Below are 19073 nucleotides of genomic sequence, written 5' to 3'. Positions count from 1 at the left end.
TTTATCCTAACTCGTCTATGCACTAATTTAGGCACTAATTTTTTGCCACACATTAACCTGTGGGTGCGCAATGCGGCGCATATTTGAAGGACGCCAGAACAACGCCTCACCTGGAGCCAATATAATATATCCCTCTAACGCGCACTGCTCTGATAACCGTGCCAAAATATCACGCTGATCAAATTTACGAAAATATAGCAGCATGTTTTGGCAAATAATCACATTCTGAAGATGCGTTGTGGGTGGTTTTTGTTCAATAATATTGTGTACAGAAAAATTGACATATGGCTGCAATACAGGTGCTACCTGCCAATTTTCCTGCATACTATTAGCCGCTTCTGTTGTGCTAGGCTTCGATCTGTTTAATGTACTTTTAGATGGCAGCGGCTGAACAAACGGCTGACACGATTGCGGGATTAAAGTTTGCTGCCTGTGATCATATTGCCCCAACCGTGCGCTTTTAATAGCCTCTTCGCTGATGTCTGTCCCTAATATGACATAGTCTTGACATCGCTGTGCGGCCAAGCTCATGGCCAGTGACCAAGCTTCTTGTCCACTTGCGCAGCCAACACTCCAAACACGAAATAAACTATCAATGTTGTCAGCTTTATGATGCTGCAATGCATACTCTGTGACAAAGTCGATAGAGGGTCTATGTCGAAAGAAGCGACTCTCATGAATGAGTACTTTATCTAGCAACTGCTGACGCAACTCATCGCTTTTCGATAGTTGATACCATAATTGTTGAACGCTCAATCCGTTCGACATCGCAGTGCAGTCGATTGCATTGGCCAGCCACTGTAGCTGTATGTCTGGCAGCACAAATCCAGTCTCTTGCTCTATGTACTTCTGCCATCGCTGCACATCCAAACTGTCGACTTTCATCAAAGTATTACCCAATGTCAGATCAACTGTATTAAGTAGATGGTTTAGCTAATTAACACCATCTATGCCAGACAAATCATCTACTATAATTACGACTTCTTTCTATCCCTCTTACAGCAGCAACTTTTTTCAATATGCAGAAAAATAAAATGCTATCAATCTCGCTCTAAGAGAATAACTAATCACTAAACGCTTTCTTTCAATGCGCCTTCCGTATCCAACACTTCATAATCTACTAGCTCGTCGTCGTTCGATACTTTAAATCCTGTTACCGATTCCTGTAGTGCTGCTGCCATTTCACTTAGCTCACCAATAGAACGGGCTGTTGCCATCGTTCCAGAAGACGTTTGCGAGGTAATATCTTGAATAATGTTCATGGTGTGAGAAATATGACCCGCAGACTCAGCCTGTTGTAATGCAGCATTTGAGATGTTTTGAATCAAGTCAGCCAAGGTGTTAGAAACGCTCTGTACTTCTTCTAGTGCTTCACCCGCATCTTTCGCTAAGCGTGCGCCGCGTACAACTTCAGAAGTTGTCGATTCCATTGACATAACCGCTTCGTTGGTATCGGCCTGAATGGTTTTTACCAATGTTTCAATCTGCTTAGTAGCATTAGCTGAACGCTCAGCCAGACGCTGTACCTCATCAGCAACAACCGCGAAGCCTCGGCCCGCTTCCCCTGCCATCGATGCCTGAATAGCGGCGTTCAATGCCAAAACGTTAGTCTGGTCAGCAATATCGTTAATTAGTCCAACGATATCACCAATCTCTTGCGAAGACTCACCAAGACGCTTAATACGTTTTGACGTTTCTTGAATCTGATCACGAATAACGTTCATACCCTCAATAGAGCGTTGTACAACTTCTGCTCCATTGTGAGAAATAGCAACTGAACGCTGGGCAACCGTTGCAGATTCTGCAGCGTTGTTTGAAACCTGATCAATTGAGACAGTCATCTCATTAATAGCGGCTGATACACCAGCAATTTCTTGTGCTTGGTGTTCAGAAGCTTCGGCCAGTTCAACAGCATTCATCTGCGTTTGATCTGAAGACTGTGAGACTCGGTCAGCAGTGCTGTTAATAACCAGTACCAACTGTCGTAATTGGTCAATTGCAAAGTTGACTGAATCAGCAATCGCCCCTGTAAAGTCTTCTGATACAGTCGCATTGACTGTCAAATCACCTTCTGCCAAATCACCCAACTCATCAAGTAGACGTAAAATAGCGATCTGGTTACGTTCGTTTTCTTCTTGAATTTGACGCGCTCGTTCAGACTCAGCTTCTGCTTCTTGACGACGACGCAAGGTTTCTTTTTCAATAAGCGATCGCTCTGACCCACCACGGTTTTTCAGTAGCTGGTACAAAGCAAACAGAATCCCTAATGCGCCGATTGCAAATACAGCCGCTGGCAAGATAACGGATTGATTGAAACTATCGAAATACTGACTTACCGATGATAGCGAGTTAACTAGCCAAATCAGACAAGCCAAACTTAATAGAACAAAAAATCCTAACAATAGCTTCCAAGTACTATCAGCGTCTTTGCCATCTGTTGATGTTTTGGCCATACCAGCTACAGGTTTTTTTATCACATCACTCATCTTGCGTCTTCCTTTCAAACAGTCATCAAAGTCTAATTGTGGCTGACTTTGACAATCGTATTGTTATCTAAACAATGATTAGCAAAGCCTGTATAAATGCTGACATCGAACCCTATTATGTCAGTCGCTATTCTTCTATCGTTACTTGATAGACAGGTATTTTATAGTTAATAGCTATATCGCAGCATCTGAATACTGAGGATCCTGTGCGAGCAAACTTGGCATAAATACATACCAGTCTTGGTCATTTTTGAAAAACTTGCCATGGTTATAAGGCGCAAATGGCGACTCTGGATCGATGGCTTCTGGACGATACTGTTCTTGTGTGAACTGTTCGATACCAAGTACTTGATCCACCAGCAGCCCTGAAAAGTTATTGTCATAATCAATGACGATAACTTTTCGTTGGCTCATTTGTGTCAAGCGACTAGGGACTTGCAAAAAATGCGACAAATCCGTTAAAGGTAATAGTCGCCCACGAATGTTGGCAATACCTAGCATCCATGGCTTTACTAGAGGTAGGCTAGTATATTCTGGCATAGATAATACCTCTGATACCTGACCCATAGGGGCAACTAAGCGCTGCCCACCAATTTCAAATACCACACCTTGCCAATCAAACTCTTGGCCACCGCGGCGACCGCTTTTGCGCGCGCGTGCCAAATCTGCTAAACGCAGAAGCTCAATAAATCCTCTAGAAGCCACAAGTTACTCCATCACTTTGCGAATCATATTGACCAATCCACTTTCATCAACTGGTTTGTTCATATATTCTTTAGCGCCTTGACGCTTGCCCCAAACTCTATCTGTCTCTTGGTTTTTGGTACTAATCATGATGACAGGGATATGAGCAGTGGTTTTACCGCGGGTAATCTTGCGTGTGGCCTGAAAACCATTCATTTCAGGCATGACCACATCCATCAAAATCACATCTGGCAAATGTTCAGCTGCCATCTGGCAACCCTGCTCACCATTGGTCGCTTCCAACACTTGGAAGTTGTTTTTGGCAAGCATATCGCGAAATTTCGCCATTTCTGATGGCGAGTCGTCAATGACTAAAACGGTAGTCATAGGAGGTTCCTTTAAGTTCTAAAATATCTATGAAGATATATTGATATATGGTTCAGATAAAATGATCAAAAATGGTACTAAATCTACTGGTAGCCATTCTTTAATCATAGTTATTCAGTATTGAATAATCTGGAGCGATAATATCAATCACTCCTTTCAAGTCTATATTTATTCGATTAACGGTACTGATTAATGGCATCAAAAAGCTCATCTTTACTAAATGGCTTAGTCAGATACTCATCAGAACCCACAATACGACCACGTGCCTTATCAAATAGACCATCTTTAGATGACAACATGATTACCGGTTTATCAGCATAATCAGGGTTATTTTTTATCAGCGCACAAGTCTGATATCCATCTAGACGCGGCATCATAATGTCGACAAAAATAATATCTGGATTGTTATCTACAATCTTTGCTAACGCATCAAAACCATCGATAGCGGTCACTACTTCACAGCCCGCTTTTTGTAATAAAGTTTCTGCAGTACGGCGAATGGTTTTTGAATCATCAATTACCATTACTTTTAAACCTTCAAAATTATTTTCCATTCTCATTGTCCTGTAAACGACTATTTGTTCGTAACGCTATCTAACAATACAAAATTTGCTTAGCTATTTTAAACTTTTATATCATCTCTTGTCAGATCGATATAAGTACCTACGTTTGCATTGTCTGCGTTGAAATTTGTTATAACAGCGAATCTTCTACGATTGATGCCTACTGACTAATCTCGGTATCAATATAGCGTACTATACGCACTTTATTATTATTAATCTTACAAAATCCAGGGTTATTTGAGTGCCTTGGATAAGTTAACTTACTCTGCGAATATCTAATAAAAAATTCAAATATAACAATGATTCCAATTAACTATAAATCCGTTTTTTGACATATAAATAAATTAGAACCTGAAGAAAAGGCATCGTTGTTATAATTTTGTATTGTATATAACTGGCGATGATATTACTGAATAATTTTCATTTGTAATAAAAATGTATCAGTATATTTTATAGTGTTTGTTTTAGCACAGTTATTATTGCTTTTCCAGTAATTAGCAAAATTATGTTCGAACTCATTAGTAGCACAAATAGCTGTTCTTATTTATTAAAGGTATAACTTCAACTCTTCTCAATACTGAGTTATCAACTTTCTTAAGCTTAGTAAATATTTTACAGTCGTTCCACCGCGTTACAATTCACTATATAATAATATGACGATTACAATGGTGACTGCTATGACAGCTTCTAAACATTTAAGAAAAAGCCTTTATTTATTCAGCGTGCTATTTATCGCTGCTTGTCAGCCGTCACCTATAAATGAATCGGCCATTACTGATACTGAAGCAGAGACTGCTGACACGCCACTTATCATCACAAGCGACAGTGTCACAATGACACCTGAACATATCTTGAGTATCAAACCTTCAAGGTATCAGCCGAGTCTCGGATTACAAGGTAATATCGAACCTATCAAGCAGACCACATTTGTTGCGGTACATCCGATTCGTATAGAAGAGACACTGGTCAGTGAAGGTCAATGGGTAGAAAAAGGCACGCCATTGCTCGTATTTAGGCGTGTAGGTACTGCTAGCAAAGCTGAAGGTTTGAAAAAGCCTGAACAAGATAATGTAGAATCAAACGATGTTAATAAAACCAATCCAGAAGACGCGCAGAATTCTGGTGCTAATTCCGCACAAGCTGCGCCAGACGCAGATATCGCTGTTGTAAGAAAAACTGATAGTGAGAGTGATAAAACATTAGAAGCAAAATCTGCGATAAATACTGATAGCAACACCTCTACTAGTCAGGATGCAGACATTAATACTGCTAAACAAGATGCACCGTATAATTCGATTACCATTCATGCCAGCTTTTCGGGTCGAGTAGAAAGCTTATCTGCTAATGCAGGACAACAGTTAGCGGCGCGCGAACCTCTACTACAGATCAGTGACGAGACCAAACTGCACTTTATGGCTACCCTGCCTATACAAGCCAAACCACAGCTCTCAGTTGGGCAAACGGTCAATTTTACCGCCGAAGGTATCTCAGACAAATTTACGGGACAGGTCAGCAAACTGGTATCGACCAGTCAACCCAAAAAGCTCTTGGTCTATGTTAATGTCATCGACAACGAGGTTAGTCGAGATAAGTTATTACCAAATATGAAAGTTACAGGGCGCGTCAATTATGGTCAAATAGATGTCGGGACTATTGTACCTAAGCACGCGCTACATGATGTCGACCTGACAGAGTTGCAAAATCCTCCTTATATGCCGCTACAACCATTGACTGCAAATGTTTGGATAATCGGACAAGATCAGCGTTTAACGCGTCAACCTATTGAGGTAGTTGAATACGATCCTACTACGCAGCAGTATTTGATAGCAGGTGTGAGCAATGATAGCTTAATTTGTTTGGCTGACTTACCTGTTGATTCTAAAGGTAAAAAAGTCATTGTGTCATAATAGCTTATGCTGACAGTTACATTGCGTAGAAACATTAACAAAGCTTCTCTTGTTTTGTAACAGCATAATTAGGCAATATGACCCTATTATATATAGCATTATCCGAGTATTAAAATACGACTCACATTTAATTATGCGCTATTCTATATATTTGAAAACGTAGAGGCTTAGTAATTTAACTATTCATCATTACTAACAGCTCATCATTACCAGAAACGTTATACTTTTTATAAATCACAATAACAATTAGAGGACACCCCATGAGTAAGCAGATTTTATTGATTGAAGACGATCCAGATTTAGCTGAGCTGATCAGCGATTATTTGACCATGAACTATTATGATGTGCATCATGCTGGTCTTGGTCAAGAAGGTCTCGACTTATTAGACACTAAAGAGCGCGATATTGACTTGGTTGTATTGGATCTTATGCTACCTGATATGGACGGTATGCAAGTATGTCAAAAGATTCGTGGCAACAAGAATAATATGACCAATAAAGTACCTATTATTATGCTGACCGCAAAAGGCGATACAACCGATCGCGTGTTGGGGCTAGAGATGGGTGCTGACGATTATATCGCCAAGCCTTTTGAGCCACGTGAGCTTTTAGCTCGTATTCGTGCGGTTATTCGTCGTCATGAGCAACCAAATCAAGCCGATAGCCAATCAGACAGCCTCACCTTTGGCCGTTTGAGTGTGTTCCCTGATAGTCATGAAGTCACTATCGATGACCAACCAGTACGTCTAACCACGCATCAGTTTCAGTTGTTACACTACTTTGCCACTCATTCTGGCAAGGTCTTAAATCGTGAGCAACTCTGGCAAGCGATGCCAAATGATGACAGCTCAGACAACATTGACCGTGCAATTGATGTACATATTTCGCGTCTACGTGCTTTAATCGAAGACAATCCACGCCAGCCAAAGCGTATTATTACTGTACGCGGCGTCGGCTATCAATTTGCCACTGATCAGGTGTAATCATAAAGGATGCCTAATTAGCTGACTCATGGTGTAAACTCTATACCATGAGTCGGAAGCGTTTAATAGTAGAGATCGTTTAATGCAGCAATTGGGTTTTCGTTCCGTATTTGCCAAACTATTTGCCAGCGTTATGCTGGCACTTACTTTATTTGCTGTGGCAATGGTGCTGTTGACCCAACTTGTTCATGACAAAGACGCTGGTATTCGCTCAGAGATATTAGCCACACAGATTCTGGGGCAGATCGATCCATTCTTGCATGAATTGAATATTTCTATCAGCAAAGACAATCGTTTGCAGTCGCGTTTTATGCTGGCTGTCGTTAAGAAAAGCTTTGATATTTTTGACGAATCACTGCAAGCAAAAATGGGATTGTATGACAGTGAAGGTCGACTGCTCATGCAAACTGACAACAGTGACCTACCCCTAGAGCTTCCCCCTACTCCGTCTTTGTTCTCACGCGTTTTTCCATCACTTGCAGATACATCACCTACCAAGCAAGCCCAAGTGTATAGCAGTACAGGTTATACCTTACTGTATGAATCACGTCTAACGCCTAAAAAACCTGTCCTTTCTGCAGCCTTGAACTTGTTCACTGGTACGCTACTACTCTTGCTCATTATGGCAGGTGTACTATGGTTGATTGCACGGACGATGACATGGCGTATTGACCAGTTGAGCCAACAAATGACTCAATTGGGTGATGGTGATTTTACGGTGCGAGTGAATGCGCGTGGTAACGATGAAATCGCTGCATTAGCACGGGGATTCAACCAAGCGGCACAAAAAATTGAACACTTAATTGATGCCAATAATTTGCTACTGGCACATGCCTCTCATGAGCTACGCACACCGATTACACGTATTCGTCTACAGATTGAAATGATGGATATGTTGGCTGGTGCGCTGCCAACTGATACCAAAGCAAAGTTCGATAAACGGGCACAAGCCATTAATAGAGACTTGTCAGGTCTTAATGATTTAGTAGAAAGCATATTACTGGTTAGCCGTTTGGATGCGGGACATGCTTTACAGCAAGTTGAAAACCTCGATTTATACGATTTGGTAAATCAAGAGCGTCAGCATTATCCTGAAGCCACGCTCATTGGTGAGCACATCGTGATAGATGGTCAGTCATCAATGTTGACTCATTTGATTCGTAACTTACTTACCAACGCTATGCTACATGGCAAGCCACCTGTTACGGTATTGCTATACGGTGTTCAGAGCATAGAAGAAGCTGGAACTGTACCTGACTATCTATTACAAACAGTGCTATGCAGCAGCTTTGTCGATTACAATAGTTTAGACTTCGACGATTATGAAGAAAACGCTGATGCCAAAATAATTGAACACCAAACCGCTAAACATGAAGCTACTAGTTCAGTTGACAAAAATAAATCAGAAACAACTGACTCAATAGTAGAGCTACCAACGCCGACTATCTATAAAAACGGTGAAGATATAGCTGCTCGCAATGAGAACAACGAGAGCAATGACGAAGTCAGTATTGATGACGACCTTTTAGATGAAAGCTTGATAGACAGTGCTAGCAAACGCCAACCTACTACTAGCGAATCATCGCTACTTGCTGACTATTACAGCTTTACCAGTGAGTTAACTGACAGAATTAAGAAAGTTATTTGGAAGGCTGTTCCAGATTCTACTGAACCTGCTAGCGACACTGATACTACTAACAATGCTGGCTTGGTTGAAGTAGCATCAACAAACTCTATAAGCAATGTAGAAAGCGCGAATGCTAGCACTCTCGTCGATAATAGTGCTCAAAAATCAGATAAATCTATTATTGATACCGCTACTAAAAATAACGGCTCAAATAATACGAAAGATGACGCCAAATCTAATAGCTCAAACAATGAGAACTCAGGCGCAGTCGTGCGTAAAGAAGGCTTATTTGCTAAGCATATGAAAAAAGCCAAAACTGAGCCCGAACGTCCTTTGCCGAAATATGCGGTGCTGGCTGTAATCGACGAAGGCACTGGTATCCCTGAAGGCAAGCGAGAAGAAGTCTTTAGCCCATTTGTACGTTTACAGCAAAAAAATAAAGGCTCTGGATTAGGGTTATCCTTAGTCTCACAAATCGTCACCGCCCATCAAGGACGTATTATTACAGATACACTAAATGGTCATACTAGATTTTTGGTGACCATCCCAATTCATCATGACCCTCATTACAACTATCACGAGTAATCAATCCCCATCATTATATAGGCAGCTATCACGCTGTCACCTTCACACTTGCCATTTTAACTGCTTATTCTTAATAGCTATTAATCATAAGCCGGACACGTATGTGCATATCCAAAGTGCCTGATAATATGCTATATTACCGCCCCTTATTATACGGTTATTGACTGTTGTCGTTTTGACAAGCTTCTTACATATTGAAAGAGGCCTGATGACGCGTTTTTAACCATTAAAAAATTTATTAAATTTTGAGCCCTCCATGAATGACATGATTGTCTTAAACGATGTGACCAAAAGTTTTTTAAGCGACCGATCAATCAAAGACAAAGACGGCAAACCACATTGGTTTACCGCTGTTGAGCCGACATCTCTGACTATCAAACAAGGCGAAATCTTTGGTCTAATGGGCTATTCAGGTGCAGGTAAATCTACCTTATTGCGCCTAATCAACATGCTTGAACGTCCAGATTCGGGTCAAGTCGTGATAGACGGTACTGACCTAACCACGCTGTCTGCCAGTGAGCTGCGCATTGCCCGTCACAATATCGGTATGATTTTTCAGCAGTTTAATCTGATGTCTAATCAAACGGTTTTTGACAACGTGGCATTTAACTTAAAAATCTCAGGTTATCCAAGTCGCGACATTCATAAGCGCGTCATGGATTGTCTTGCGATTGTTGATTTGTCCGATCGTGCTGGTCACTATCCTGCGCAGCTATCAGGCGGACAAAAACAGCGTGTGGGTATTGCCCGCGCGATTGCCCCTAGTCCAAAAGTATTGTTGGCCGATGAGCCAACCAGTGCGCTTGACCCTGCAACGACCCGTAGTTTGCTGACTTGTCTGCGCGATATCAATGAGCAACTTGGCGTGACTATCGTCATCGTGACCCATGAGATGAGTGTTATTCGTAGACTTTGTGATCGCGCAGCCTTATTGCATCAAGGACAACTATTAGAAGTTGCGGATGTGCGAGACGGTCTGATTCAAGCAACCACCCCGATTGGCAAAGGCCTAGTCGTCGAGGACTAATGAGGCAGGAGAAATAGATATGTTAACTGGTACTGAATTATCCGCCTCTATAGACAAGCTACTTGTGTTACGCAAAGAGATCGTGAGCGCGTTTATTGATACGTTTGTGATGCTCGGTATTTCGACCACAGTCGCAATCGTCATCGGTGGACTGTTTGGCGTATTCTTGTTTTTGTCTAGTGATCGACAGTTTTTGCAAAACAAGACGTTGTACGGTGTGCTTGGCGGTATTACTAACTTTATGCGTGCCTTCCCTTTCGTGATTTTGATGATTGCGATGAGTCCGTTTACCAAGGCCATTGTTGGCACAGGTATCGGACCCATCGCTGCATCATTGGTACTTGCTATCGCTGGTTCGTTTTATTTTGCGCGTTTGGTCGAGCAAAATTTGCGTGAAGTGCCGCGCGGTATTATCGAAGCAACCGAATCAATGGGTGCCAGGCCTTTTACCATCATTAAAGTACTACTTAATGAAGCGCGCTCAGGTTTAGTATTGTCAGTCACTATTCTTTGTATCAGCTTGCTCTCTTATTCAGCGGCGGCTGGTATGATTGGTGGTGGCGGTTTGGGTGATTTGGCCATTCGTTATGGCTATTATCGCTATCAAACCGAGGTAATGATTTTTATCGTGATTGTACTATCCATCATGGTCGTCTCGATTCAAGCCTCTGGTAACTGGCTCGCCAATCGTTTAGACAAACGTTAAACCGCTTTAGAGAATACTTGACTTTACGAGCGACTAGGTTTATTTTTGGCAACACTCAACCCTTATCTCAGCTCTTACAACAAAAGCAGCATTACTATTTATAATGTTGCTTTTTTAATGTTCAGACGATAAACGTTTTACTCAACCCCATTCATTATTAAGGACATATTATGAAATTAACAGATATTAGCCGTCAGTTAGCTACCGCATTTGCCGCTGTTGGTGTATCAGGTCTAGTTTTAGTTGGTTGCAGCAATTCATCAGCGCCAGAAGCGACTAAAGAGCCAGTAACCGAAGGTGCAACTGCAGAAACTGCCGCTAGCAATATCGATCCTGATCATACCAAAATCGTTATCGGTACGACTGAAGGCGATTTTGCTGATATGGTTCGTAACCAAGTAAAGAGCACGCTTGAAGCTCAAGGTTATGAAGTTGAGTTGATTGCTTTTACTGACTATGTCCGTCCTAACCTTGCATTGGCTGAAGGCGATTTGGATATCAACATCTTCCAGCATAAGCCTTACCTTGATAATTTCAAAAAAGAAAACAATCTTGATCTAGTAGAAGCATTCCAAGTACCAACGGCTCCGCTTGGCATTTACTCAGGTAAAAAGACCAGTCTTGATGCTGCATTCAAAGGTATGAGTGTCTCTGCACCAAACGATCCTAGTAACTTTGCACGTGCTTTGGTTATGATGAACGATCTTGGCTGGATCAAATTGAAAGACAACATCGATCCATTGACAGCATCAAAAGCTGATATCGCAGATAACAGCAAATACGATATCGAAATCGTTGAACTAGAAGCTGCTCAATTACCACGCGCACGTGATGAAGTTGACTTCGCGGTTATCAATGGTAACTATGCTACCGACTCTGGTATCAAATTGACCGAAGCATTGTTCCAAGAGCCAAGCTTTGCTTATGTAAACTGGTCAGCGATCAAATCTGCTGATACTGGTAAAAAATGGGTTGAAGATGTGACCAACGCTTATAACTCAGAAGCTTTCAAAAAGTACGCTCATGAAACGTTCCCTGGCTACAAGTACCCAAAAATCTGGGGTACTGATCATAGCGCACACATGGACACTGCTGCTAAAACTGAAAGCGCTGACGCTCCAGAAACTGCAGAAGCTGCTGCTCAGTAAGACTTTAAATCAAAAGTACCTAGTTTTTTAGGTGTTATGATTAATAGAAACGCCCATTACTTAGAGTAATGGGCGTTTTTTTGTCTTTGATTTTGGGAGAGCTGTTTTCTAATACCGTTATCAAAAGACTAACTGTGCATTAAATAACTATCAAAAATCACGTTACAGCCTGTTTGCCCTTTGTAGGAAACCGTCACTCACGCTTCCACTTGTCCTTGGTTTTTCTTATAGTGGACAAGCTCAATAGTAATTTACTCGTTAGACCATACTATTGATGACATTTAAAACTAATGAAAATTATAAGATACACATAACAAGGATAATAATATGAGCGCTAAAAACTATAATATTCGTACCGCTGGACAAGCAAATATCCCAATCCTAGGGCTAGGTACTTGGCAGTCAACTGGGCAAGACTGCGTAGACGTGGTCAAAAAAGCATTAGAAATGGGTTATGAGCATATCGATACCGCTCAAGCTTATGGCAATGAAAAAGAAGTTGGCGAAGGTATCAGACAATCAGGCGTGGCTCGCAATAAGTTCTTTTTGACTACCAAGATTTTTCCAGATGATATGAAGTTTGAGCCAGAAAAATTGGTCGCAGCAGCGAAACGTTCTTTGGAAGACTTGGGTACCGATTATGTCGATCTATTGCTATTGCACTGGCCTGATGACCGCGTACCATTATCTGAGACCATTCCTGCGCTGTGTGAACTACAAAAGCAAGGTCTAACGCGTCATATTGGTGTTTCAAACTTCAATATCGCTAATATCATTGAGGCCAAGAAATATGCTGATGTGCCTATCGTCGTGAACCAAGTAGAGTTTCATCCGTTTATTAAGCAAAACACATTGCAGACCTTCTTAAATAATCATCACATTCTGCTAGAAGCTTACTCGCCATTAGCGCGTGGTGATGTGTTTGATAACGAAGTGATTAAAGAGATTGCAGATAATCACAACGTAACACCAGCACAAATTTCACTAGCTTGGATCTTATCAGACAAGCATCGTGTGGCTATTCCGAAAACGTCTAACCCTGATCACTTGCAAGGCAATCTAGATGCCATCAAAGTTGAATTAAGTGCAGATGAGTTAGAAAAAATCGGCAACTTAGCCAGCTCTGACGGTCGTAAAATTGAACATCCTGACTATAGCCCAGTATGGGATGACTAACAGGGTTAATAAGTACGATTAGCTAAACACCACAGCGCAATAAAAAGCCACCGATAATCGGTGGCTTTTTTTATATGGTATGGAAACTCACAATCATTACTGTTGTAGCGTTTCGGTCTCATGTATTTTTTCAGCAGGATTATACTGTTCAGAAGAAGGTATCGCTCCGCTGCGATTATTTTCTTTCATAGACTTAGCAACTTCTGGTGGCATATAGTTTTCGTCATGCTTGGCCAGTACTTCACCAGCGACGAAAGTATCGCCCTGCATTTTACCCGTAGCCACGACACCTGAGTTTTCAGCAAATAAGTCTGGCAGAATACCTTGGTAAGTCACTGGCACGGTTGATTGAAAATCAGTAATCGCAAACTCAACATTTAATGGATTGTCTGCTGCACGCTGCACACTACCGGCAACCACCATACCACCAGCACGAATACGTTTGTCTTGAGGCGCTTCACCTTGGGCAATCGCAGTTGCATCAAAGTAGTAGTCAGTTTGCTGCCCGATAGCATAGATAACCAACATAACTGCTACTGCCGCACCTGCTAGCGTAAACATAACCCACGTCAGTTTTTTCCGACGAACTGCATTCATACCACTACCCCATTAATGAGTCACTGTTTTATAAATCATAATCAATCTATAAAGCAGAAAAATTTGAAGAAACCACCATTAGAAAAACGTTCTAAAAATGTCTTTCTAATCGTACTCTTCTAATCGCTATATGGTAGCATTTTTCAGACAAATCAATAAGCCCTATCGCTACTTGCAAGGTCATATTTTTGTCAGTAAAAGGATACGGTTTCTTACGCTAAAACCCTGATATTAAGATGATTTTTCATTCAGCTTGTTTGGTCACAGGCGTTGAGGTTTTGGTGGTTCGCTGGGCTTGACGCGCTTGCTGAATAGTCAGCTGTTTGATAAGTGACTGTCGCTGTCTGCGGCTATAGATAATAAATGCCAACATCACGCCGATCGTTATCGCCCAGCACGACCATACAAAAACCCCATGCTTACCCATGGCGAAAAACTCAGATACGCTATAAAAGTAAGGCTGCATAGTATTTTCCTAGCCGTTATTTGTGTTGACCACGAATGTATTCTTTAACCCACGCTTTGCCTTGATCACGGTATAAAATCAGCGTATTGGTACGATAAATCGCTAATGTCGCAACCAGTAAATAGCTGCCGATAATCATCAGTAGCAAGGGCATCCACATATCTGCCGACATCTTCGGTGCTGCAGTCAAACTAAAGGTCGCGCCTTGATGTAAGGTATTCCACCACTCTACTGAGTACTTGATAATAGGCAGGTTCACTGCGCCTACAATAGATAAAATAGCAGCCGCTTTACCGCGATTGGCCGTATGCTCAAAAGCGGCAAACAGAGCCATTACGCCCGCGTACAAAAACGCCAATATCAACATTGACGTAAGGCGTGCATCCCATACCCAGTAAGTACCCCATGTTGGCTTTGCCCAGATAGAGCCTGTAAGCAAACTGATGACACACAGCAAAAACCCCATCGGGGCAAGTGCCTGCGCGACCAAACTGGCCGTCTTAATCTTCCATACCAAATAAATCACTCCCAGAACTGCAAGGGAAAAGTAAATAGAAATGGCAAGACTAGCCGCTGGAACATGGATAAAGATAATGCGATAGCTATTACCCTGAAGATAATCAGGCGGCGCAAAAGCAAGGCCCCATACGCTACCAATGAGCAAACAGAGACTGGCTAGTACCGCTAACCACTTGACCCAAGGGCTAAAGATACGAAAAAACTGCTTGGTACCCACAGTGGTCAAGAAACCCTGCCAAATGCGCTGCCACAAGCTAGGGGATGAGACGTTATTCAGGTTGGGCATGGGAAGAAACCTATTACACAGCTTACTGGCGATAAATGAGAAGGTCTATAAAAGCACCACTATCAACTCACCTGCTGGCGTTAAACACTGGATAGAATCTACAAAGAGCTGTTTACGTATTTAATTGACTATTATAGCAAAATTGTCAGTTTTCACCATGATGTTAATACATAGGGTTCAGACAATTAGGTTCAGATAACTAGTTTTCGATAACTAGTTTTCGATAACTGGGTTTAGATAACTGGGTTTAGCTAATCAAATTTCGACAACTGGACTTTAGGATTACAAAACGCAAATCGTTTAATTAAGCCATGACATTTTTAAAGTTGTAGCAATCACCCAAGGCATAACTAGGACAGAAACAATACTTCCTGCTAGTAATAAAGCTAAGATAGGCAAACCATTCAGCCCAGAAGCAAATAAATCAACCGCACCCGTAGCAAAAATCAATACCGGCAACTGCATCGGTAAAGCAATCAAAGGCACTAATACTGCCCCATTCTTTAACGATAGCGTCAAGCTACTGGCCACTGCTGATAACATCAAAAGCATTGGGCTACCTGTCACGATAGAAGCCATCAATATCCACGCTTCAAACCAACTAAGCTGAAACAACGGCACGGCAAGCAAACTTAGCGCCGCCACAATACCACTACTAAAAATCCAATGAATGACCAGTCTAATCAGCACCCATAGCGGTAGTGACGCTTTGGCCACGACCAATTGCGCAAGCGTACCATTATCAAGCGCAGGCTTGAATAATCCATCAACGCCCATTACCAGTGACAACAACGCAGCAATCCACACTGCTGATACGCCCAGACGCTGTAATAACGCAGGTTCACTACCGACTGCCAGCGGAAACAAAGTGATAATCACTAAGAACAGTACCAACGGATACAACCATTGTACCGCTCCTTGCTGCTTGACTTGCCATTCACGTCGCCATAGCTGCAGGAAGCCAATACTGCGAGGCACTGCGACAATAGCATTTGGACTTTTATTCATGGCTGCTACTGATCCTACTTGTATTGGACTGTCTGTCATTATTTGTCCTTGCACATATACTGATGGTACTGATAGCAATCAAACTTATACCATATGATTTGACAAATCGAGCACCTGATTGGCGACACCGACTGCCTGATGACTGGTCATTAGTATAGACCCGCCAGCCTGTGCAAATTCGCGTAATCGCTCTTCCATACGTGCCACCATATCGACATCTAATGCCGTGAAAGGTTCATCAAGTAACCAAAGCGGTGTCACGTCAGGAGTTAACAAGTACAATCGTGCCAGCGTGATGCGCCGCGTTTGCCCAGCGGACAAATGACTTGAGCTGATCGTTTCAAACCCTTGTAGCCCAACCCATGTAAGTGCATCGTCAATGTCAACAGCGCGAGGCGTGATGCCATATAAGTTCAGTAGAAACGTCAGGTTTTGTGCTACTGTCAAATTCGGATGGATGCCTAACTGGTGCGAGACATATAAAGGCTGGATGGGCAGGCACGATTGTCCTTGATAAGTAACTTCACCTGACAAAACAGGTAACAATCCAGCCAACTGCATGAGTAACGTGGTCTTTCCGGTTCCATTTGCCCCGATTAGATGGCAAATACTACCCGCAGATAGCTGCAACGCAACTCCTTCGCACAGCGGTATCTCACCGCGCTGAACTGTCAGCTCATCAAGTGCAAGTAAAGGCGTATCCAAAACCGTCATCAAAACCTCTGGTTATTTATCAAGCAGCAGTCAATATTCATCACAAACAAAGGTAATGTTCGTGGCATAATACCCTATGCTCGCTACAAACACACAGTATAACAAATTGTCGATTACTCTGACTTCAAAAAGTACGACCTCAAAAAAATACGACTTTAAAATATGACTTCAAAACCTATGCCGACTTCACAAGATAGCCAAAAACCTAATACTGCTGCAGAAACTAAAAATGACAATGCAGACACTAGCTTGTCAAAACAGCCATCAGCTAGCCGTTTGACAGTAGATAGCTTGATCGATGCTCAAGTCAACTTTATGCAGCAGTGGTTGCACAATCAAGCTGAGCCGCTAGCGATAGAAGCTTGGCAATGGTTTGGTGCGCAGCCTTTAAGCAAATATATTACCTGTGATCATTTACAGCAGCTGATGAAAGACTGGCTGTTAAATCAGCCGATGACTGAGGTGATGCGTACCGATATCCGTGATATTTTGCACACCATTATTTATCACCCAGTCAATGACAATGTGCCTTTGTCTGAGCTGGTCGATGATGCCCAAGTTGAAACGCTGGCCAACTATATCGGTAGCCATGTGCAGCAGCGCAATATATTGATTCATACGCTGGTCGGTAACGAAACCTTTGCAGATTTATTGACCCAAACACTCTATCACGCTATCAATGACTTTATGGAAAGCACCCTCGATAAAGCAGGTGGCGTTGGTAAATTGATGAAGCTTGGACGTAGCTCTTTTGAAAAGGCGACCAACAGAAACCTCGATGAAAAACTGCAAACCTACTTGCATCGCAATATCAAAGATTTAACACGCAAAGCCGAAGCCAATGCCCAAGAACACTTATCAAACGAAGAAGTGGCGCGTCTGATGGTTATGGGCTGGGATCGCATCAAAGACCAACCGATCAGCGAGTTGCAAACCTATTTAAGCGATGAGCCTGATAATAGTAGCATTGACCATATCGAAGCCAGTATCCAACAAAGCTACAATCGCCTGCGACTGTCACCGTATCTGCACAGCTTGGTAACGGCAAGCATCGACACTTGGTATGCCAATCATCAGTCTGACACGATGGCGACCATTGCGGCGAGTTTGCACATTGATGAAGCAGCTATGAAGCAATGTAGCACTACACTACTGCCTATCGTGTACGATGCTCTTGAGACGCCTTGGTTGACGGCTCATATTCGTGAAATGCTAGCAGCGTTCTATGCACAGCCTGCTATCAAAGAAGGTTTGGCATTCACTCACGATTAATTTATAACCCTTACTTGTCAGCATACTATTATGAGTCAATGCAATAAACTCAGCTTGTGGCAAAAAATAAAACGGTTACTGACTGCTGCCGCACCGCAGTCAGTCGTCGATGCTGCAAGCGAGCAAAGGCCTGCATCACTTGCTGACAGCGAGGTTAATAATACAAAAAATATATCGGCTGATATCTCTCATGAGTTAGAGGCGAATCAGGGCAGCGAACAGAATAACCCTCAAGCACAAGCGCAAACAAATACATCTCAACTCAAAACCGATAACTTAAAAACCGATAGCGCAAATGCAGAACCTGAAGACCAGAGTGACACACCTATCGTCGACTGCTTAAAACAATACTTCAATGACAAACAATGGCACTACACGCATTATCGACCCAAAACCAACGACAGCCAAAAATCGCATCATTTATCCTTAAGAATGCGTCATAAGCAAATAAACTGTGGCTATCTGTTTCGGGTGCAAGAAAAAAACAAACTATTGGCCATCTACGGCATCTTGCCATTTTTGATACCAGAAAGTCATCAAAGTGCCGCAATGCTACTCATCACCCAAATCAACTATGACATGCTAGTCGGTAATCTGGAGATGGATGTCAACGATGGTGAGATACGCTACAAAAATGCTATCGATGTCGAAGCAGTTGGGATTGATAATGAGATTATTGAGCATTTATTACAAAGCGTGGTTGCGATGACCACGGTTGCCAACGAGCTATTTGGCAACTTGGTCAATAATCAAGACCCTGCTGAAGACATGCAAACGCTACTTGTCGAGCTACGTCAACAGTCAGATGCGCGCACGTTCTTTTTACCGACTCAGTTTGTTCAATAGCTCAGTTTGTTCGATAACTCAGTTTGTTCAATAGTTCAGTTCATCCGATAAACTGGTTTTTCAGTCAAGCCACAATCTACGATCGC

18 protein-coding genes and 1 pseudogene are annotated in these 19073 nt (G+C 42.2%); 9 read left to right on the top strand and 10 right to left on the bottom strand.

All coding sequences use genetic code 11. The annotated features are described in order from the left end of the window. Positions 1 to 27 precede the first annotated feature (27 nt). The 5 genes and pseudogenes from ABFV72_RS06320 to pilG all read right to left on the bottom strand — a co-directional run bounded on the left by ABFV72_RS06320 (position 28) and on the right by pilG (position 4111). A complete protein-coding gene (locus ABFV72_RS06320; protein ID WP_347162865.1) occupies positions 28 to 885 on the bottom strand; it encodes a CheR family methyltransferase in 858 nt (285 codons plus the stop codon). Positions 886 to 1070: 185 nt separating this feature from the next. After that, positions 1071 to 2357 (bottom strand): annotated as a pseudogene (locus tag ABFV72_RS06315) (methyl-accepting chemotaxis protein); the annotation flags it as partial. Between the two features lie 303 nt (positions 2358 to 2660). Beyond that, positions 2661 to 3191, bottom strand: a complete 531-nt coding sequence (locus tag ABFV72_RS06310) for a chemotaxis protein CheW (protein WP_160022438.1) — start codon at positions 3189 to 3191, stop codon at positions 2661 to 2663. A 3-nt stretch (positions 3192 to 3194) separates the two neighbouring features. Then, a complete protein-coding gene (locus ABFV72_RS06305; RefSeq protein ID WP_057761573.1) occupies positions 3195 to 3557 on the bottom strand; it encodes a response regulator in 363 nt (120 codons plus the stop codon). A 176-nt stretch (positions 3558 to 3733) separates the two neighbouring features. Then, complete coding sequence (pilG, locus tag ABFV72_RS06300; protein ID WP_102091826.1) at positions 3734 to 4111, bottom strand: twitching motility response regulator PilG; 378 nt, start codon at positions 4109 to 4111, stop codon at positions 3734 to 3736. 686 nt (positions 4112 to 4797) lie between these two features. On the opposite strand from pilG, the gene ABFV72_RS06295 reads away from it, so the two are divergent. The 7 genes from ABFV72_RS06295 (at position 4798) to ABFV72_RS06265 (ending at position 13279) form a co-directional block, all read left to right on the top strand. Next, positions 4798 to 6027 (top strand): efflux RND transporter periplasmic adaptor subunit, encoded by a 1230-nt coding sequence (locus tag ABFV72_RS06295; protein ID WP_347162864.1) that lies wholly within the window; start codon positions 4798 to 4800, stop codon positions 6025 to 6027. Between the two features lie 260 nt (positions 6028 to 6287). Beyond that, complete coding sequence (locus ABFV72_RS06290; RefSeq protein ID WP_057761578.1) at positions 6288 to 7010, top strand: response regulator transcription factor; 723 nt, start codon at positions 6288 to 6290, stop codon at positions 7008 to 7010. A gap of 82 nt (positions 7011 to 7092) precedes the next feature. Next, complete coding sequence (locus tag ABFV72_RS06285) at positions 7093 to 9222, top strand: sensor histidine kinase (protein ID WP_347162863.1); 2130 nt, start codon at positions 7093 to 7095, stop codon at positions 9220 to 9222. Between the two features lie 256 nt (positions 9223 to 9478). After that, complete coding sequence (locus tag ABFV72_RS06280) at positions 9479 to 10249, top strand: methionine ABC transporter ATP-binding protein (protein WP_347162862.1); 771 nt, start codon at positions 9479 to 9481, stop codon at positions 10247 to 10249. A 19-nt stretch (positions 10250 to 10268) separates the two neighbouring features. Then, entirely contained in the window at positions 10269 to 10955 is a 687-nt protein-coding gene (locus tag ABFV72_RS06275) for a methionine ABC transporter permease (protein WP_057761583.1), read from the top strand. Between the two features lie 170 nt (positions 10956 to 11125). Continuing rightward, positions 11126 to 12103: a MetQ/NlpA family ABC transporter substrate-binding protein gene (locus tag ABFV72_RS06270; protein WP_347162861.1), complete on the top strand. Its 978-nt coding sequence runs from the start codon at positions 11126 to 11128 to the stop codon at positions 12101 to 12103. A gap of 327 nt (positions 12104 to 12430) precedes the next feature. Beyond that, on the top strand, positions 12431 to 13279 hold the full coding sequence (locus tag ABFV72_RS06265) for an aldo/keto reductase (protein WP_347162860.1): 849 nt from the start codon (positions 12431 to 12433) through the stop codon (positions 13277 to 13279). Positions 13280 to 13375: 96 nt separating this feature from the next. Here the strand turns inward: ABFV72_RS06265 and ccmE are convergent, their stop codons facing one another. The 5 genes from ccmE to ccmA all read right to left on the bottom strand — a co-directional run bounded on the left by ccmE (position 13376) and on the right by ccmA (position 16869). After that, on the bottom strand, positions 13376 to 13876 hold the full coding sequence (gene ccmE, locus ABFV72_RS06260) for a cytochrome c maturation protein CcmE (protein WP_101206027.1): 501 nt from the start codon (positions 13874 to 13876) through the stop codon (positions 13376 to 13378). Positions 13877 to 14120: 244 nt separating this feature from the next. Then, positions 14121 to 14342 carry a heme exporter protein CcmD gene (gene ccmD / locus ABFV72_RS06255; protein WP_160023571.1) on the bottom strand — a complete coding sequence of 74 codons (222 nt, stop codon included), beginning with the start codon at positions 14340 to 14342 and terminating at the stop codon, positions 14121 to 14123. A 16-nt stretch (positions 14343 to 14358) separates the two neighbouring features. Further along, a complete protein-coding gene (ccmC, locus tag ABFV72_RS06250; protein WP_347162859.1) occupies positions 14359 to 15147 on the bottom strand; it encodes a heme ABC transporter permease CcmC in 789 nt (262 codons plus the stop codon). Positions 15148 to 15447: 300 nt separating this feature from the next. Continuing rightward, entirely contained in the window at positions 15448 to 16155 is a 708-nt protein-coding gene (locus ABFV72_RS06245) for a heme exporter protein CcmB (RefSeq protein ID WP_347163055.1), read from the bottom strand. Positions 16156 to 16239: 84 nt separating this feature from the next. Continuing rightward, the gene (gene ccmA / locus ABFV72_RS06240) at positions 16240 to 16869 is read right to left on the bottom strand and encodes a heme ABC exporter ATP-binding protein CcmA (RefSeq protein WP_347162858.1); all 630 of its coding nucleotides are present in this window, start codon (positions 16867 to 16869) and stop codon (positions 16240 to 16242) included. A gap of 162 nt (positions 16870 to 17031) precedes the next feature. Between ccmA and ABFV72_RS06235 the strand changes: the two genes are divergently transcribed. Both ABFV72_RS06235 and ABFV72_RS06230 read left to right on the top strand, forming a co-directional pair. Continuing rightward, positions 17032 to 18141, top strand: a complete 1110-nt coding sequence (locus tag ABFV72_RS06235; protein WP_347162857.1) for a hypothetical protein — start codon at positions 17032 to 17034, stop codon at positions 18139 to 18141. A 30-nt stretch (positions 18142 to 18171) separates the two neighbouring features. Continuing rightward, entirely contained in the window at positions 18172 to 18987 is an 816-nt protein-coding gene (locus ABFV72_RS06230; RefSeq protein WP_347162856.1) for a YbjN domain-containing protein, read from the top strand. Positions 18988 to 19073: the final 86 nt, after the last annotated feature.

Source organism: Psychrobacter proteolyticus, assembly GCF_039762275.1.
Classification (GTDB): domain Bacteria; phylum Pseudomonadota; class Gammaproteobacteria; order Pseudomonadales; family Moraxellaceae; genus Psychrobacter; species Psychrobacter proteolyticus_C.
Note: the sequence above shows the minus strand (reverse complement) of the source record. Positions and strands in the feature narration are given on the sequence as shown.

Bases quoted from the DNA above. Each gene is read 5' to 3' on its own strand.
- ABFV72_RS06270 (WP_347162861.1), top strand. From the start codon at position 11,126: ATGAAATTAACAGATATTAGCCGTCAGTTAGCTACCGCATTTGCCGCT.
- ABFV72_RS06320 (WP_347162865.1), bottom strand. From the start codon at position 885: ATGAAAGTCGACAGTTTGGATGTGCAGCGATGGCAGAAGTACATAGAG.
- ABFV72_RS06295 (WP_347162864.1), top strand. From the start codon at position 4,798: ATGACAGCTTCTAAACATTTAAGAAAAAGCCTTTATTTATTCAGCGTG.
- ABFV72_RS06265 (WP_347162860.1), top strand. From the start codon at position 12,431: ATGAGCGCTAAAAACTATAATATTCGTACCGCTGGACAAGCAAATATC.
- pilG (WP_102091826.1), bottom strand. From the start codon at position 4,111: ATGGAAAATAATTTTGAAGGTTTAAAAGTAATGGTAATTGATGATTCA.
- ABFV72_RS06280 (WP_347162862.1), top strand. From the start codon at position 9,479: ATGAATGACATGATTGTCTTAAACGATGTGACCAAAAGTTTTTTAAGC.
- ABFV72_RS06290 (WP_057761578.1), top strand. From the start codon at position 6,288: ATGAGTAAGCAGATTTTATTGATTGAAGACGATCCAGATTTAGCTGAG.
- ABFV72_RS06235 (WP_347162857.1), top strand. From the start codon at position 17,032: ATGACTTCAAAACCTATGCCGACTTCACAAGATAGCCAAAAACCTAAT.
- ABFV72_RS06285 (WP_347162863.1), top strand. From the start codon at position 7,093: ATGCAGCAATTGGGTTTTCGTTCCGTATTTGCCAAACTATTTGCCAGC.
- ABFV72_RS06245 (WP_347163055.1), bottom strand. From the start codon at position 16,155: ATGAATAAAAGTCCAAATGCTATTGTCGCAGTGCCTCGCAGTATTGGC.
- ABFV72_RS06305 (WP_057761573.1), bottom strand. From the start codon at position 3,557: ATGACTACCGTTTTAGTCATTGACGACTCGCCATCAGAAATGGCGAAA.
- ccmE (WP_101206027.1), bottom strand. From the start codon at position 13,876: ATGAATGCAGTTCGTCGGAAAAAACTGACGTGGGTTATGTTTACGCTA.
- ABFV72_RS06275 (WP_057761583.1), top strand. From the start codon at position 10,269: ATGTTAACTGGTACTGAATTATCCGCCTCTATAGACAAGCTACTTGTG.
- ccmD (WP_160023571.1), bottom strand. From the start codon at position 14,342: ATGCAGCCTTACTTTTATAGCGTATCTGAGTTTTTCGCCATGGGTAAG.
- ccmC (WP_347162859.1), bottom strand. From the start codon at position 15,147: ATGCCCAACCTGAATAACGTCTCATCCCCTAGCTTGTGGCAGCGCATT.
- ABFV72_RS06230 (WP_347162856.1), top strand. From the start codon at position 18,172: ATGAGTCAATGCAATAAACTCAGCTTGTGGCAAAAAATAAAACGGTTA.
- ccmA (WP_347162858.1), bottom strand. From the start codon at position 16,869: ATGACGGTTTTGGATACGCCTTTACTTGCACTTGATGAGCTGACAGTT.